Genomic DNA, 16,271 nt, shown 5'->3' with positions numbered 1-16,271 from the left:
TCCCCTCCTTCAACCCTATGGCAGATACAACCAGTTTATGCAGAAAGGGCTAACTATAGAACATATAAAAAAAAGCGCCTGCCCGCATAAATGCAGGCAGACACTTTTAGACCTTATTAAATCCTTATCTTATTAGAAGCCAGCAGCTTTAGCTAATTCAACAGCCTGCTGCGGGATATATACCATTCAACTATTTTATATCTTCGCATTTGGTTCTTGGCGATCATCCTCTGGGTGCTTTTTGCTCTCTTTCATCATATTTTTCACCAAAACCTGACCATTGTCATAATCAAGCTCAATCTCGTCACCAACAATGTTGGCCCATTGATATTTGTCATATTTTTCATCCCACCATTGTTCACAAGCTGTCGATACTTCGCCCATTTCCTGAATAATCATATCATACAGAGTGCAGTACAACTCTTCCTTGTCCATATCAATAAGTCTTTTTAGCTTTAGTTTGAGCTCGGCTTTACGGTCAGTCAAATATTTGATGGTTGCCACCTCTTCCTCAGTAACCACCCCAATGACAAGCTGGTCCGGCCCCCTGGCAGCCTGCCCATAAGACTCTCTTCCCGCAAGTTGCTGTTCATCCTTTTTTGAAGGAAGCTGCAATGCATCTTTGACCTTTTCCGGCAAAATGGTTTGTAACTCCTGCGGCTTTAGTGGCTTAATAAGATAATCATAGGCTCCCAGTTCCAGTGCCTGTTTGATACTGGCCGTATCCGACACGGCCGAATAAACAATTATGGGAATGTGCTTATAAAGTACACTTGCCTTAATTTCTCGCAATACGTCAAAGCCTGCTACTTCACCTGGCATAATGAGATCCAGAATAATCAGGTTGATCGTTTCACTATGAATAACCTTCAGCGCATTGACACCATCAGCTGCTTCCAGAAAGGCAACGTCCGGCAAGCCGCTTAATGCTACTGTAACCACTTTGCGATTTAAAAGCACATCATCAACCAATAATATCTGGTACGCCATATTTTCACCTTACCTTTACATTATACTAAGCGGGCAGCATTTTTAAGGGCTAGCCCCACCTGCTTGCATTCTATATCAATTTTACTCATCAGCCTTCTTGCTTCCGCATGATTATCACAGCTATCCCTAATAGCAATTTGCTCCAAGCTACTGAATAATTCACTCAGGCGTTTAGCCCCAATCGTTCCACTCATTGACCTTAAGCTATGAGCTACCATACTTACTTGAGCGCTATTGCAGGCAAGCATGGCTTGTCTGAGCTTATCAGTAAGCACTGGCAGTTCCTCCAGATAAGCATCAATAAATATATCCAGATCAGACTGGCCACTATCAGCTAATTGTTTTAACTCCCTAAGCACAGTTTTATCAATGCTATCAGTGGCCTCCTGGGGCAGCCATCGCTCCACCATTTGTTTGATGTCCTGAAGGGAAACTGGCTTCACCAGGCAATCATCCATCCCTGCGGCCAAGCACTGTTGCTGTTCATCAGGCATGGATTTGCCTGATAAAGCAATAATCGGAGTATGCCCGCCAATGGCTGCTTCCTTGTCCCGAATAAGACGGGTAGCAGCCATCCCATCCAACAGTGGCAAGCCACAATCCATAAAAATCAGTTTATAGCCTGTTTTTAGTGCCTTTTGCACAGCTTCCTGACCATTACCAGCCACATCAGCGGTTAGACCAAGATGTCCAAGCTGGGAGACAACTACCTGCTGAATTACCGGATTATCCTCAACAATAAGGACAGTGCCGGCCTCCTTTGCCAAGGTCACTGGCTGAGTTAACCAGGCAGGTACATCGTCAATTGGCTGCGCATTGATAACAGGTTCATTAACCACTGACTCACTAGCTGAGTTGATTACTGCCAAAGGAATGCTACACCAAAAGGAAGAACCTTCACCTTTGCTACTGATAACTCCAATCTCACCGCCCATTAGTTTTATTAGGCGGCCTGATATGGACAGACCCAGTCCTGAGCCCATATATTTACGGGCATTGGCACCGTCTGCCTGAGCAAAGGGTTGAAACAGCTTCTCAATTTCAGTGGAGTCTAAACCAATCCCCGTATCAGTAACTGAAATTTTCACCTGTACTGTACTGGAATTTTGCCGTAGGCATATGGCCGCGATTTCGACCTTCCCCATTTCGGTAAATTTTATCGCATTACCAACAAGATTCAGCAAGACTTGCCGCAGCCTAGTCGGATCACCGCCCACTAGTTGCGGAATGCTTTGATCAATCGTCACGCTAAGCTCAAGTCCTTTGTTATGAGCAGTTGCCTGCAGCATTGCAGCCACCCCCTCCACCAGGGGACAAAAGGCGAAGTCAATGTTATCCACTGTCATTTTGTTGGCTTCAATTTTAGAAAAATCCAATACCTCGTTAAGCACCGTCAATAAGGAACGGGCTGAGTAAGTAATTGTACTGACATAGTCCCGCTGGCATTTATCCAGCAAGGTGGTTTCCAACAGCTCACACACACCCAAAATGCCACTAACCGGCGTGCGGATTTCATGGCTTAAATAGGCCAGGAACTGACTTTTGGCCTGACTAACAGCCTCCACCGCCTCTTTAGCCTGTTTCTCCACCTGGTATACTCTGGTAGCCGCTCTTGCTAAGGTATGTAGTGCATAAAACAAGGCATATATCATAAACAGTACGGCTAGTGTAACACCCATGACGGTAAGCCGCGTAGTAGCTATAGCGGCCTGCCAGTCCCTAGCCGCTATATCCATGCCCAAAGCGGCAATCACCCGCCCGTCTGCCGGATCGCGCACAGCAGCAATCCCGGATACCCATATTCCCCATTCATCGCTTAGTGGTCCCTCGATAAAAGCCTGGCCATCTGAAAATATTTGGTACAACTCATCAGATGCCTGCTTATATTCGTAACCAGGCGGGACGTAGTCTTCAGAAGTCACCGGCTCTGAGTCCACAAGAAACACCATCCGGTTATCTATTCTTTTTAACAAGTACACAAATCGGCAGTCGGTGTTAAGCGCACGCGTAGCTATCAACTGCTCCTGCAAATATTCGTAATCAGAAGAACCACTGTCAGCCGCCATTGCTGTCAGCCGCGCTATCCGGTCATGACTTATCATCGTTGCTGCTGTCACAGTCCTTAGCAAGAGCTTGCTCTGCAGCTCCTCTTCGGTTAGCTTTACCGCCAAACTCATTCCCAGCCAGCCAGCTGTAAATACTATTACGGTTATTATTATCAGCCAGCGCCGGTAATTGTCCAATCCTTCTCCCCCTCATACCCGAACGTTACCTATATCTTAACTGAAAAATTCGCCATGATTGGATCTTTTCCTGTTAAAGTTCAATTTTTTCCCAAGAATTATAGTCACCCGTTTTTCCGGATACACTAGGATTGGAGGGATGTCACATGAATGAAATTGTTTGTATGAGCTGCCATAACTATTTGCCGGCAGATTTAACTGCTTGTCCAGGCTGTGGCAGCGAACTTATCCTTGACGGCGACAAGAAAAACGTTATTGACCGTTTGCAGCCCAATTGCCTGATTCATCGCTATGAAGGCTCTGACCTGCTGGAGCCAGCTGTTCTTATCAAAGAAACTAAGGCTAATTGCAAGGTAGCCACCAAGCTTAAAGAGTATTCCAAGCCACTTACCTTACCTAAAGCAAAGGTATATACCTTTGACCAAAAAATCTTGGGGGCCATTCAGGCCCTGAGAAATGAACGAACTGCCACGATGTACCGCTATGACCAGTTAATCCAAGCCCACTGGCAGAGTTTAAAGCCCTATAAGCTTTGATGCATCGTAACAATTATAAGGAGGTATTCCATGGCCCGCAGGTTACTACGCTCTGCCACCTTACTGGCATTTTTTTGGTGGCTAACCACCAGTATGGTTTGTTCCGCACCACCGATAATGTCCGCTCAAGGAGCTATTTTGATGGATGCAAAAACCGGTCAAGTGCTTTATGACCGCAACATGAATAAAAAACTGGCACCAGCCAGCACGACCAAAATTATGACTGCCATCATTGCCATCGAAAGTGGTCGTTTGGATGAAACCACGCGTGTAAGTGCCCATGCCGCCGCCACCGGCGGCTCCTCTCTGAATCTGTATCCAGGGCAAACTATTACGCTGCGTGAGCTGGTTACCGGCCTCCTGCTCCGCTCCGGTAATGATGCTGCTGTTGCTATTGCCGAACACCTGGCAGGCTCGGTTGACGTTTTTGTCGAAATTATGAATAAAAAGGCCCTCAGCATTGGCGCCATACATACCCAATTTCGCAACCCCCACGGGTTAAGCGCCCCCAATCATCTGTCAACAGCTTATGATTTGGCCTCAATAGCCCGGTATGCCTTACTGAATCCCACGTTTTCCCAAATCGTCAGTACAAAGGAAACCAACATTGAATGGCTTGACCGCAAAGGCAAAAACCATAACCGCAATCTCCGCAATACCAATAAACTACTCTGGATGCTGGCAGATGCTGACGGTGTAAAAACCGGTACAACCAATATGGCTGGCCCCTGTTTAGTTTCGAGCGCTACCCGCGATAACCAAAGGCTCATTGCCGTTGTCCTGCATGATCACTCCCGCTGGTATGATTCAATGCAACTACTAAAATATGGGTTTGATCAGTATGATTTGTACGAATACGCCGAAGACGGCGCTGTTTTTGCCGCATTGCCGATAGAAAATGGTATGACAGACATGGTCGATGCCCTGGTAGCAGGACCCGGCTCACTGGTAGTTGCTGCCACCGATTACCCAGCTGTAACCGTAGAAGTGGACTTACCCGAAAAAATTAAGGCCCCGGTATACCAGGGCCAAAAAATCGGGGAAATCGTATTTTATGTTCAGGATAAAGCCGTAAAAACAGTTGATCTTGTTGCCGGCAGCACGGTAGAGGAATACACCATAAATAAAATCCTGCTCCGGCATTGGCTTAGTACCATACAACGGTTATCTGGCTGGGGACTGCTATAGAGGTTTCCTGTAGAAAAAGGGCAGATAATGATTAAATCCAATTTCGCGGAAGTTCAGGATGGCCTCTGTACCACCGACAAACAAAACTCCTCCCGGCTTAAGTGCAGCAAAAAACCGGCGGTAAAGGCCCTCTTTAGCCTCCTCCGTAAAATAAATTACTACATTACGGCACAAAATCAGGTCAAACCCGGTTTCAAACTTGTCCACCAAAAGATTGTGACGCTGAAAATCAATCCGGGCTTTGATATCATCACTAATGGTGGCTAAGCCGTCTGCCTGCGCAAAATATTTTTTAAGCCTGGCAGGCGGTATATTTTTTAACTCATTTGCGGTATAGCTCCCTTGTTTCGCCTTGGCCAGCATCTCGACATCCAGATCTGTCGCCAAAATCCGGTGCCTGATATGAGGCGTAAGCTCGTTAAGCATGATGGCCAGCGAATACGGTTCTGCTCCAATCGAACAGCCAGCACTCCAAATAGAAAGTTTAGCACTCTGTTTTAACAAATCAGGGACAACCTTTTTTTCCAATTCATCAAACTTTTCCGGCGTCCGAAAAAACTCAGTAACATTAATAGTCAGAAAATCAATAAAATCTTTATATAATTTAGGGTTAGCCTCTAGCTTACTGAAAAAATCAAGATACCCACTCGCCCCATGGCGACTCATCATATTCCCAATACGCCGCTGCATTTGCGCCGGTTTATAGTCATTAAGGTTAATACCTGACTTAGTATGAAGTTTTTGCTTAAAAAGCGCCCAATCATTATCGCTCATGACAACCCCCTGGTGTTATTATTAATATCCCGTACAGTATGATGAGAAAATTCGACACATGTCCATTGTTTTCCTGCAATAAGACTAAGAGGCAGTCGCTGCTGTGACTGCCTCTTAGTCTTATTGCCAAATATGGGCTAAGCCAATACTTCCTCCACCGGCGTAAACGCCAGCTTATGAGCTTCGGCAACCCCTATGCAGATAATCTTACCTGCATAGGTATTAAGGCCTTTAGCTAAACCGTGGTCATCCTTGAGTGCAGTCTTCCAGCCCTTATTGGCAATTTGCATGGCATAGTCAATCGTAGCATTGGTCAGAGCAAACGTAGAGGTGCGAGCGACAGCGCCCGGCATGTTGGCCACCGAATAATGAACAACACCATGTTTTACATAGGTAGGATCGCTGTGCGTAGTAACACGGTCAATTGTTTCGACTGAGCCACCCTGATCAATTGCCACGTCAACAATGACCGAACCGGGTTCCATGGATGTAACCATTTCCTCACTAACCAGTTTAGGCGCTTTTTCCCCTGGCAACAATACAGCCCCAATAAGGAGATCGGCTTTTTTCACCCAACTGGCAATATTATAGCTGTTGGACATAACCGTTGTTACTCTCCCGTCAAAGAGATCATCAAGATAGACCAGACGATCTGCTGATTTATCAAGCACGGTAACACGCGCGCCCATGCCCACAGCCATCTTAGCAGCATTAGTACCAACAATACCGCCGCCGATAATAACGACTTGCGCCGACTCAACACCAGGTACACCGCCTAATAAAATGCCCTTACCGCCGAATGGTTTTTCCAGACAGTGCGCGCCAACCTGCACCGCCATTCTCCCTGCAACCTCACTCATGGGGGATAATAATGGCAGGGTGTGATTACGTTCAATTGTTTCGTAGGCAATACCGGTTACCTTTTTCTCAAGCAAAGCCCTGGTTAGTTTAGGCTCAGGTGCCAAATGCAGGTATGTGAAAAGAATTTGTCCTTCATGAAACAACTCATATTCAGGAGGCAATGGTTCTTTCACCTTGATAATCATTTCAGCCTGATCAAACAACGTTTGTTTGTCTGCCAAAATCTGCGCCCCGGCTGTTATATAGCTTTCATCGGCAAACCCGCTGCCAACACCGGCTCCTTGTTCAACAAGCACCGTATGACCAGCCTTTTTCAAGGTTTCGGTACCAGCCGGCGTAAGCCCCACCCTGTTCTCATTGTTTTTGATTTCCTTTGCCACACCAATAATCATTCTTTGGCCTCCTTCGACTATTCTACTGGCAACATTGCCGTTCTTGCTGTCTTTATATTGCAATCAGCATGCCAATATTGGTTGTTTGTACTAAATTATCCAATATTGCCGAAAATTCTTTACCTACTTACAATTCAGACAATCAGATTAGTCATAGAAACCTATCTACCGGAACTATCTTAGCTATCGAAAACTAAAGTTCCCATCAGTATGGCATCATTCTGCCATTTGTAAACCTTAGATTCCAAAGTACATTATTTCTTGTGTATATACTATTTTAAATTTTTGATATTTTTACTATTCTTTTCGTCCGTTTTATTCCAACCAAACATATAGTAGGTGCCTACAAGAAAAACCAGCCAAATCGGTCCGACAATCATGGCTATCAAGGTATCCGGATCAAAACACATGACAACAGCGACAAAGGCCAGAAAGGCTAGACAAATCCAGTTAATAACCGGATAGCCTGGCATAGGGTACTTTAGCTTTGCTTGCTGCTCTGGCGTCAGTTCCTGGCGGAATTTTATCTGCACCAGGATAATGATAGCCCACACCCATAGTGCAGCAAAGGTACCAATACTTGTTACATAGGTAAATACCTTGCCGGGAATCAAATAATTGAGCACAACACCAATTAGCAAAAATACCGCTGATACCAAGATTCCATTTTGGGGAACTTTTCTGTTACTCAACTTACCAAAAAACTCGGGTGCCCGCCCTTGTAGCGATAAATTATACAGCATCCGGCCAGTACTAAAAAGACCGCTGTTACAAGAGGATAAGGCGGCGGTCAGAATGACAAAGTTAATAATTCCTGCCGCTGACCGCACCCCTAGCTTTTCGAAGGTAAGCACAAACGGACTGCCAATAGTACCTAACTGATTCCATGGATAAAGGGACATAATGACAAAGAGTGCACCTATATAGAAAATAAGAATCCGCCAAAAAACCTTGTCAATCGCAGAGGGCAACGTTTTCTCCGGGTCTTTGGCCTCCCCCGCCGTTACTCCGACTAATTCAATGCCGAGATAAGAAAACATAACCATGACCAAGGACATAATCATGCCTGTCAAGCCTTGGGCACAAAAACCGCCATAAGACCAAAGGTTGGATATACCAATAGGCACGCCGCTGTTACCGATGCCAAAGATAATCATGCCTAAGCCGACAACAATCATAACGATAATGGTTATAACTTTAATTAAGGCAAACCAAAACTCAAATTCACCATAGGCCGCCACCGCAATTAGATTAACGGTCATCATACACACCAACGCTGCCAACGCAGGAATCCACTGTGGCACTTCAGGAAACCAAAACTGCATATATACGCCTACGGCTGTTATCTCAGCCATACAGGTTACCACCCACATGAACCAATACGTCCACCCGGTGATGTACCCGGCCATCGGTCCTAAAAACCTATTTGCATAAGCACTAAAAGATCCTGAAACCGGATAAGCTACCGCCACTTCGCCAAGGGCTCGCATGATGTAAAATATAATAATACCACCAATTATATAGGAAACCATCAAGGCTGGACCGGCTGTTTTTATGGCTGTTGCTGAACCCAAGAACAGCCCAACACCAATAGCCCCTCCCAGAGCAATTAGCTGAATGTGTCGTTCCTGTAAACCACGGTGCAGATCTTCATGCAAACCATCTTTTTTAGACACTTTTCTCCTCCTATTGTTGCGATTTTTCGTTTAAAGTCACCTAGCTCATAACCCACCCCTCATATAGTATACTTGCTTATTTTGTATTTAGTAAAATATCTTAAATTCAGAACTTTTGTCCATTCGGCTTTTATCTCTTCCCTAGCGCTCTTTCACAATTTACTCATTTATATATATACGCGGAACCCGCTTACCCACCATGCATACAAGCTCGTAATTAATTGTCCCTAAAATACCGGCTACCTCATCTGTCGTTAACGCCGACGTTCCAAACAAAATGGCGGTGTCTCCCTGCTTGACATCAGCAATACCAGTAACATCTGCCATACATTGATCCATACAGATTCTCCCCACTAAGGGTGCCCGATTGCCGTTAATTAAAACATCTGTCCGGCCAGATAACAATCTTGTCCAGCCGTCGGCATAACCTATAGGTAAGGTGGCAATTTTGCGTTCAGTTGCAGCAATATACGCCCGGCCATAGCTTATGCCTGTTCCAGCTGCCACGTTCTTGACATGAGCAATCCGCGCCTTAAGACACATAGCCATCGCCAAAGTAATATTTCGTTCTACTTCCGGTGAAGGCCACAGCCCATACAAGATAATTCCGGGACGAACCATATCCAGATGCGTCTCCGGCATTTCTAAAGTGGCCGCGCTGTTTGCAATATGCCTGATGGGAATATCAATTCCCTTAGCTTTTATTCGGTCTAGCGCCTGCTGAAATCTGGCATACTGCTCATAAGCATACGACTTGTCCTTTGCATCAGCGGTGGCAAAATGGGAAAATACTCCTTCAATCTCGACTCCGCTCATTGCAGCTGCCGCAGCAGCAAAATCGCCGGCCTCCTCAGGCAGAATACCAATCCGCCCCATACCCGTATCAATCTTGATATGCAGTTTTACAGGTTTGCCTGTTTCTGTTCCAGCCGCTGCCAGCGCCCGCACGGCATCCATGGAATACACCGTCTGAGCAATACCATAAGCAGCCACTATCCTAGCCTGATGAGGCGGCGTATAACCGAGCACCTGAATGGGCACCAAGAAGCCAGCTTCCCTAAGTTCAATAGCCTCGCCTAAAATAGCTACCGCCAGCCTGTCAGCACCTGCAGACAACACGGTGCGGGCGACGGCTATTGCCCCGTGACCGTAAGCATCAGCCTTGACCACAGCACAAAATTTCACACCAGGTTTTAGGCCTTTTTTTATTTCTCTAACATTGTGTTTAATAGCAGACAAATCAATTTCTGCCCACACAGGACGTTCAAACATAACCCATTAGCCTCCTAAATGAACCGAATCGCCAATTACCATCACGACTTGCGTGACCGTACAGGGTAGAAGATCATCAATCCTACTATCCAAACCGGACCAATCCAAAGCGACAGCACCGTATCAGAATCTTGGCTCATAATAAAAACTACCAGCGCCAGCATTACCAAACACAAGATACCTGATATGGGATATAAGGGCATCGGATAGACCAGTTTGGCTGCCACTGCCGGCGGCAGACTTCGCCGAAACTTGATCTGAACCATAAGAATGATAGCCCACACCCACAAACAGGCAAACGTACCAATACTAGTTACATAGGTAAACACTTTTGCCGGAATAAAGTAATTGAGTACCACCCCGACCATTAAAAAAGCAGCTGAAACCAATACTCCCCAGACCGGAACCTGGCTGTTATTTAACTTACCCAGAAGCGCCGGCGCTTCCCCTTGCCTTGCCAGAGTATACAGCATCCGGCCTGTGCTAAAAACGCCGCTGTTACAGGAGGACAGAGCTGCTGATAGCACAACAAAATTCATTATGTCGGCGGCGCTACTTATTCCCAATTTACCAAATACCGCTACAAACGGACTACCAACATGACCAAGCTCATTCCAAGGATAAATTGACATAATAACATATAGTGAGCCGATGTAAAATAATAGAATTCGCCAAAACACTTTGCTAATAGCGACTGGCAATGTCTTTTCCGGCTCTTTGGCTTCTCCGGCGGTAACGCCAATAACTTCAATACCCACATAAGAAAACAGCACCATCGAAAGGGCCATAATCGCCCCACTTACACCATGCGGAAAAAAGCCGCCATGCTGCCAGAGGTGCCCTATCCCTACAGGAACGCCACCATTGCCAAAACCAAACAAAATCATCCCCAACCCGCCCATAATTAACGCAATGATGGCAATAATTTTGATTAACGCAAACCAGAATTCAAATTCGCCATAGGCTTCTACGGCAACAAGATTAACCCCTGTCATGAAGATTACCGCCAGCAGCGCAGGAATCCATTGCGGCAATTCAGGCAACCAGTAATTTACATACACTCCCACGGCTGTAATCTCAGCCATGCCTGTTACAACCCACATAAACCAATACGTCCAGCCTGTCAAATAACCAGTCAGCGGTCCCAAAAATCTATGGGCATACGCGCTAAATGAGCCCGCTATCGGGATAGCAACAGCAACTTCACCCAGCGCCCTCAACAAACAGAAAACCACAATACCACCAATAAAGTACGTAACTAGCAGTGATGGACCTGCTGCTTGAATAGCGGCAGACGATCCTAAAAACAGACCTACACCAATTGAACCGCCAATCGCGATCAACTGAATATGACGCTCTTTGAGCCCACGCCGGAGCTCCCGCCGGTTCTCCTGTATACGCAAAATTTTCCCTCCGCCGCATTTACTACCAAAGAAAGCGAGTCCCCCTTACTACTATATACTTGCGGTCGTAGGCTTAGAACTTTGTTGTTTCTTTTAAACTGACGCCAGTTTATCTGTTTTTTTCTGGCGGGTATTAGTCATCTCATACTTGACAATAAGCTGATCCAGGTAGCCGCTAAGTTCAGTTACTTCGACGTCAGTAAGATCGCCCAACTTCCGTTCTACTAGCTGATGTAACCGCTCACGTACAACCTCAATTTCCCATTCCATTTCCGCCAGAATTGCCACAATACTCCCCCTAATCACATTTTCGTTTTCTAGTTAACTGCACCTGCTTTTTAAGCCATTCTAGCCAGTCGGTTAACCCTGCTCCAGTTCTGCAGGACACCTTCATCAAGACAGCTTGTTGATTCAAACCGGTAATATCTCTTACCGCACAATCAATAGCAAAATCAGTATAGGGAAGTAAGTCAATTTTATTCAAAATAACAGCTGCAGACTGCCTAAATACAAGGGGATATTTTAGCGGTTTGTCCTCTCCTTCCGTAACGCTGAGGACTACCACTTTGGCATGCTCCCCAACGGCAAACTCAGCTGGACAAACCAGATTGCCAACATTTTCGACAATCAGAATATCAATCTCATTCAAATCCAATTGGTCAAGAGCTGACTTAACCATCGCCGCATCAAGATGACAGCCGCCCTGGGTATTGATTTGAACCACCGGCGCTCCATAGGCAGCAATACGATCAGCATCTTTAGATGTATATAAATCACCTTCGATAATGGCTATATTTAGTTCACTTTTGAGCAGGCTTACCGTCTGCTCCACAAGAGAAGTTTTACCACAACCAGGAGAACCCAACAGATTAACTGTAAAAATCCCCTGTCTGCTCAACATGGCATTTATCTCGGCAGCCACTTCCTCATTTTTTTCCAGGATATTGCTCATTACAGTAATTTCCAACTATTACTCTACCTCCACACTTTCTACTTTTAGTTCACGCCCGGTTATAATCTCAACCGCATGAGAACCACAGCTTGCACAAGCAAAACAATATTTATCAATACTGCTTTGACTGCCGCAGTCCCGGCAATGTCCTGTCAGCGGAATTATCCGGATTGATAAACAGGCGTTCTCTGCCATTGTTCCTTTAGCCAACGCCACAAAACCAAATTCCAGCGCCTCCGGTACAGTCCCTGTAAGTTCACCCACAATTACTTTAACGCCCAAAACACTATTGGCATTATGATTTACGGCCGTACTCAAAGCAATATCCAGTATCCCTTGCGCAATTGCAAGCTCATGCATGGCAATACCCCTAACACAAAATTATTGTTTTACCATTAGCATCATTTAAATAAATGATTCTTTATTCGTCTGTAAATTCCTTCCAGGCGAACTTCGTCATTTCCTGTGGTTTTTCTGCTATTTTTCGTATTTATTCAATAAAAAATTACAGTTTCCTTTATCCTTTTGGGATTTTCTTACTTAATTAACATAATATTTATAGAATAACAGGTATTTGCGCCGCAGATACTAGGATTAGAAAAATTTCAGGAGGTGTTTATTCTATGGCTAGAAGTAACAAACCTGTTAACCCAAGTGCAGAAAATGCACTTGACCGCATGAAGCTAGAAATAGCAACCGAATTGGGTATTAGTGATCGCGTACGCAGCCAAGGCTGGTCAACTATGACTTCGGCTGATTGTGGTCGGGTAGGTGGTCACATGGTTCGTCGCATGATCGAACAATATGAATCATCCATGGGTGGACAAACTTCCACTCCAAGTGGAACAACCGCTACTTCGAGTACGATGACTTCCCAATTCGATATTAACAGCAAATAACTCATAGTAGCATAAAAGGCGGCTTAGCCGCCTTTTATTGTTGTTATCCTAACTCTCACTTAGGTTGGCTAATTTTGATTTAGCATTTTTTGTCGCTGCTTCTATGTACCAGATTACCCACCCGGCGAAATTGTATTCACTGACTCAAAATATACAATAATCTCAGTGCCCGGCTTGACTGGTGTATTGGGAGCAACACTTTGCTTTACAACCATTCCAGTACCCACAGGTACAAAGGTGAGCCCAAGTTCATGTAAAGTTTCACCAGCTTCTCTGATGGACTTGCCTGCAAGTGCAGGAACTAATACATGCCCATACGGCACTTCCGGGGGTGGCCCGGGGCTAGTTGGGACATCTGACGGCGTCAGGGACTCTACCGTCTTTATAGGCGGCACTACATAGCTCCCCCCATCAGGGTGAATATTTAACACTCGCATAACCTGTGTCATAATATCATTAAATACCGGTGCGGCAATTGTCCCGCCATAATAAATACCACTCGGATCATCAAGCACAATCAGTGCCGCTACCTGCGGATCATCAACAGGCCCAAAACCGGCAAAAGAGGCAATATAATGCCCGGCTAAATAGCCGCCACCGTTGGGATTTAACTTTTCAGCTGTACCTGTTTTCCCAGCAAAACGATAGCCTTTAACGGCCGCCAGTTTACCGCCGCCTTCATGTACTACCTTCTCTAATAATGCGGTCAGAGTACGGGCTGTTTCCGGCGTAATAGCCTGTCTGACAACAACAGGCTCAAAGGTTTCCGCCAGCGTACCATCCTCGTTACGGTATTCCTTAACAAGCCGGGGTTTTAGCAGTACCCCATCATTGGCAATAGCGGCAATAGCCGCGGTAAGTTGCAGTGGTGTCACTGCAACACTCTGACCGATCGACATGGTTGCGGTATCGCTATCACGCATCTCCCGGGGATCAAACAGCAGGCCCTCGGCCTCCCCCGGCAACTCTATTCCTGTAATCTTTCCAAACCCAAATGCCCGCGCATAGCTTGTCAGTTTGGCCGCACCAACCCGCAAACCAACTTCAACAAAACCGGTATTAATAGAATTCTTTATAATCTCAGTAAATGGTATATTGCCATAGCTCTCGCCACTCCAGTTTTTGATCTGCCGCCCGGATACCTCCACATAACCCTTATCAATAAACCGCTCATCCGGCCGCACCTTTCCCTCCTCCAGTGCCGCCGCCGCAATAATGGCTTTAAAAGTCGAACCTGGTTCATACACATCAGATACAGCCCGATTCTTCCAGGCTTCTGAACTATAGCTGCCAAATTGATTAGGGTTATACGTGGGACGGCTGGCCATAGCGAGAATCTCCCCTGTCTTAGGCTGCATAATGATAACTGTACCCGTCTTTGCGCCCGTCTTCGCCATGGCAGCATCAAGTGCCCTTTCGACAATATATTGGATGTTGCTGTCAATCGTCAGGTAAATTGAACGTCCCTTTTTTTCCGGTATAAAAGAAAATATGGATTGGAATATGGGTGTACCATAGCTGTCTGTATCAATAACCTGCTTACGAACCTGGCCCTTAATAACCTTATCCAGTGACATTTCCAGTCCTTCCAGACCAACATCATCTGTACCCACAAAACCCAGCACCTGCGCTGCCAATTTATCATTAGGATAATACCGTTTGCTTTCCTCGATAAAACCCAGTCCTGTAAGCTGGTGGTCCTTGATAAGCGCGGAAACTGCCTTGGCTACGTCCGGTTCCAGCGTCCGTTTAAGCCAAACAAAACGAGCTCCGTCCGCTAACCGCTCCTTAATATCTGCGGATGTTACACCAAGAACCGGCGCTAATAAAGCCGCTAATCCATCAATATCTTTTACTTCCTGCGGATCAGCATAAAGGGACTTATTTAGACTGCTTACCGCTAATTGCTGCCCGTTCCGGTCATATATCGTGCCTCGAGGTGACTGCATTACCCGGCTTTCGCTAACTTGATCCTGTACCCTGTGACTCAGACGTTGCCCCTCACCGAATTGAATCCAGGCAATTCTCCCTGCTAAACCAAATATCACCAGCATGGTTACAGTCAGAAACCAAGCCAGGCGTTTTTGCATACTTACTGGCGTTGCCATCTATGTCAGCCCTTCCTTGGATAGATATTCTATAGATTATTCGGCATAGAGCCTTAATACCCTGCAAAAAAGAAGGAAGACATCGCACCAAAATACGATGTCCCCCTAACAATGCCTTTGCACTAGAACATACATTATTGCACCGGATTTCCCTCTTTTGCACAGGCTTCGGTACCCTTTTCTTTATGTGTGCTCTTCCACCAGAGACCAACCGCTACTACCCCTACCGTGACTGCCGCTGGCAACAGCCATTCGGGTATCGCTGCATGAATAACCGGACCAATTTTTTCATCAGCCACCATCATTTCTCCGGCCGTCCAGGCAATAAGCGCGGCTCCGAGATACACAACTATCGGGAACTTGTCCATAATTTTAATAATAATTTGACTGCCAAAAACAATCAATGGGATACTAAGCGCAAGCCCTATGACAAGCAAAGCATAATCGCCTTTGGCTACCGCAGCAATTGCCAGGGTATTATCAAGACTCATAACTAAATCGGCGATAATAATAGTCTTTACAGCCCCCATGAACGAAGTGTTGGCTTCAATATTTTCATCGCCATCATCCTCCATAAGTAATTTAGCCGCAATCCAAATAAGAAGTAAACCGCCAAAAAACTGAACATAAGGAATTTGCAAAAGTATAACAGCTACAACTGTAAGAATAACGCGCAGGACTATCGCCCCGCCACTACCCCATAGGATTGCTTGCTTTTGTTGCTTCGGGGGTAAAGAACGGCTCGCCAAAGCAATGACCACTGCATTGTCGCCGCTAAGTACGATGTTAACCATCATAATACTAGCTAGTGCTACCAAAAACTCCACCTTTTCGCACTCCTTTTATTGTTATCGCTTTGTAGCACTAGTTGATAAAGGACACTGTATCTTGTTATCAGATTTTAATATCATCTATCAAGAGGTACTACCATAAATTTATTTTACTCCCCCGTATCCGAATGTGCAAGTCTCTAAATG

Annotated in this window: 15 protein-coding genes; 3 read left to right on the top strand and 12 right to left on the bottom strand. The window is 45.6% G+C overall.

The genetic code is table 11. The annotated features are described in order from the left end of the window. Nucleotides 1-195: 195 nt before the first annotated feature. Together SALPA_RS13005 and SALPA_RS13000 are read right to left on the bottom strand one after the other, a co-directional pair. Complete coding sequence (locus SALPA_RS13005; protein WP_145094597.1) at nucleotides 196-990, bottom strand: CXXX repeat peptide modification system protein; 795 nt, start codon at nucleotides 988-990, stop codon at nucleotides 196-198. Between the two features lie 20 nt (nucleotides 991-1,010). Continuing rightward, nucleotides 1,011-3,233 carry an ATP-binding protein gene (locus SALPA_RS13000; RefSeq protein ID WP_145094593.1) on the bottom strand — a complete coding sequence of 741 codons (2,223 nt, stop codon included), beginning with the start codon at nucleotides 3,231-3,233 and terminating at the stop codon, nucleotides 1,011-1,013. A 146-nt stretch (nucleotides 3,234-3,379) separates the two neighbouring features. Here SALPA_RS13000 and SALPA_RS12995 point away from each other — a divergent pair, with 146 nt between their 5' ends. Beyond that, entirely contained in the window at nucleotides 3,380-3,769 is a 390-nt protein-coding gene (locus tag SALPA_RS12995; RefSeq protein WP_145094591.1) for a hypothetical protein, read from the top strand. Between the two features lie 30 nt (nucleotides 3,770-3,799). Next, on the top strand, nucleotides 3,800-4,957 hold the full coding sequence (locus SALPA_RS12990; protein ID WP_145094588.1) for a D-alanyl-D-alanine carboxypeptidase family protein: 1,158 nt from the start codon (nucleotides 3,800-3,802) through the stop codon (nucleotides 4,955-4,957). On the opposite strand, the gene SALPA_RS12985 is transcribed toward SALPA_RS12990, so the two are convergent. The 8 genes from SALPA_RS12985 to SALPA_RS12950 all read right to left on the bottom strand — a co-directional run bounded on the left by SALPA_RS12985 (nucleotide 4,952) and on the right by SALPA_RS12950 (nucleotide 12,647). Continuing rightward, nucleotides 4,952-5,731: a protein-glutamate O-methyltransferase CheR gene (locus tag SALPA_RS12985; RefSeq protein ID WP_145094584.1), complete on the bottom strand. Its 780-nt coding sequence runs from the start codon at nucleotides 5,729-5,731 to the stop codon at nucleotides 4,952-4,954. The genes SALPA_RS12990 and SALPA_RS12985 overlap by 6 nt on opposite strands. 137 nt (nucleotides 5,732-5,868) lie before the next feature. Beyond that, a complete protein-coding gene (gene ald, locus SALPA_RS12980; protein ID WP_145094581.1) occupies nucleotides 5,869-6,984 on the bottom strand; it encodes an alanine dehydrogenase in 1,116 nt (371 codons plus the stop codon). Nucleotides 6,985-7,256: 272 nt separating this feature from the next. Further along, a complete protein-coding gene (locus SALPA_RS12975; RefSeq protein ID WP_145094578.1) occupies nucleotides 7,257-8,660 on the bottom strand; it encodes an amino acid permease in 1,404 nt (467 codons plus the stop codon). 159 nt (nucleotides 8,661-8,819) lie between these two features. Beyond that, the gene (gene alr, locus SALPA_RS12970) at nucleotides 8,820-9,932 is read right to left on the bottom strand and encodes an alanine racemase (RefSeq protein WP_145094575.1); all 1,113 of its coding nucleotides are present in this window, start codon (nucleotides 9,930-9,932) and stop codon (nucleotides 8,820-8,822) included. Between the two features lie 41 nt (nucleotides 9,933-9,973). After that, nucleotides 9,974-11,335: an amino acid permease gene (locus tag SALPA_RS12965; RefSeq protein WP_370516705.1), complete on the bottom strand. Its 1,362-nt coding sequence runs from the start codon at nucleotides 11,333-11,335 to the stop codon at nucleotides 9,974-9,976. A 93-nt stretch (nucleotides 11,336-11,428) separates the two neighbouring features. Continuing rightward, on the bottom strand, nucleotides 11,429-11,623 hold the full coding sequence (locus tag SALPA_RS12960; protein WP_145094572.1) for an aspartyl-phosphate phosphatase Spo0E family protein: 195 nt from the start codon (nucleotides 11,621-11,623) through the stop codon (nucleotides 11,429-11,431). Nucleotides 11,624-11,633: 10 nt separating this feature from the next. Next, the gene (gene hypB / locus SALPA_RS12955; RefSeq protein ID WP_145094569.1) at nucleotides 11,634-12,302 is read right to left on the bottom strand and encodes a hydrogenase nickel incorporation protein HypB; all 669 of its coding nucleotides are present in this window, start codon (nucleotides 12,300-12,302) and stop codon (nucleotides 11,634-11,636) included. Nucleotides 12,303-12,305: 3 nt separating this feature from the next. Then, the gene (locus SALPA_RS12950) at nucleotides 12,306-12,647 is read right to left on the bottom strand and encodes a hydrogenase maturation nickel metallochaperone HypA (RefSeq protein ID WP_145094566.1); all 342 of its coding nucleotides are present in this window, start codon (nucleotides 12,645-12,647) and stop codon (nucleotides 12,306-12,308) included. 263 nt (nucleotides 12,648-12,910) lie between these two features. On the opposite strand from SALPA_RS12950, the gene SALPA_RS12945 reads away from it, so the two are divergent. Further along, a complete protein-coding gene (locus SALPA_RS12945; protein WP_145094563.1) occupies nucleotides 12,911-13,186 on the top strand; it encodes an alpha/beta-type small acid-soluble spore protein in 276 nt (91 codons plus the stop codon). A 113-nt stretch (nucleotides 13,187-13,299) separates the two neighbouring features. Here SALPA_RS12945 and SALPA_RS12940 read toward each other — a convergent pair whose 3' ends face one another. Both SALPA_RS12940 and SALPA_RS12935 read right to left on the bottom strand, forming a co-directional pair. Continuing rightward, nucleotides 13,300-15,294: a penicillin-binding protein gene (locus SALPA_RS12940; protein WP_145094560.1), complete on the bottom strand. Its 1,995-nt coding sequence runs from the start codon at nucleotides 15,292-15,294 to the stop codon at nucleotides 13,300-13,302. Nucleotides 15,295-15,428: 134 nt separating this feature from the next. Next, nucleotides 15,429-16,121 carry a TerC family protein gene (locus SALPA_RS12935; RefSeq protein WP_255451193.1) on the bottom strand — a complete coding sequence of 231 codons (693 nt, stop codon included), beginning with the start codon at nucleotides 16,119-16,121 and terminating at the stop codon, nucleotides 15,429-15,431. Between the last annotated feature and the right edge of the window lie 150 nt (nucleotides 16,122-16,271).

This window comes from Sporomusa sp. KB1 (assembly GCF_007830295.1).
In the GTDB taxonomy this organism is placed as follows: domain Bacteria; phylum Bacillota; class Negativicutes; order Sporomusales; family Sporomusaceae; genus Sporomusa.
The sequence above is the reverse complement of the archived record's forward strand: the minus strand, read 5'-3'. Positions and strand labels throughout refer to the sequence as shown.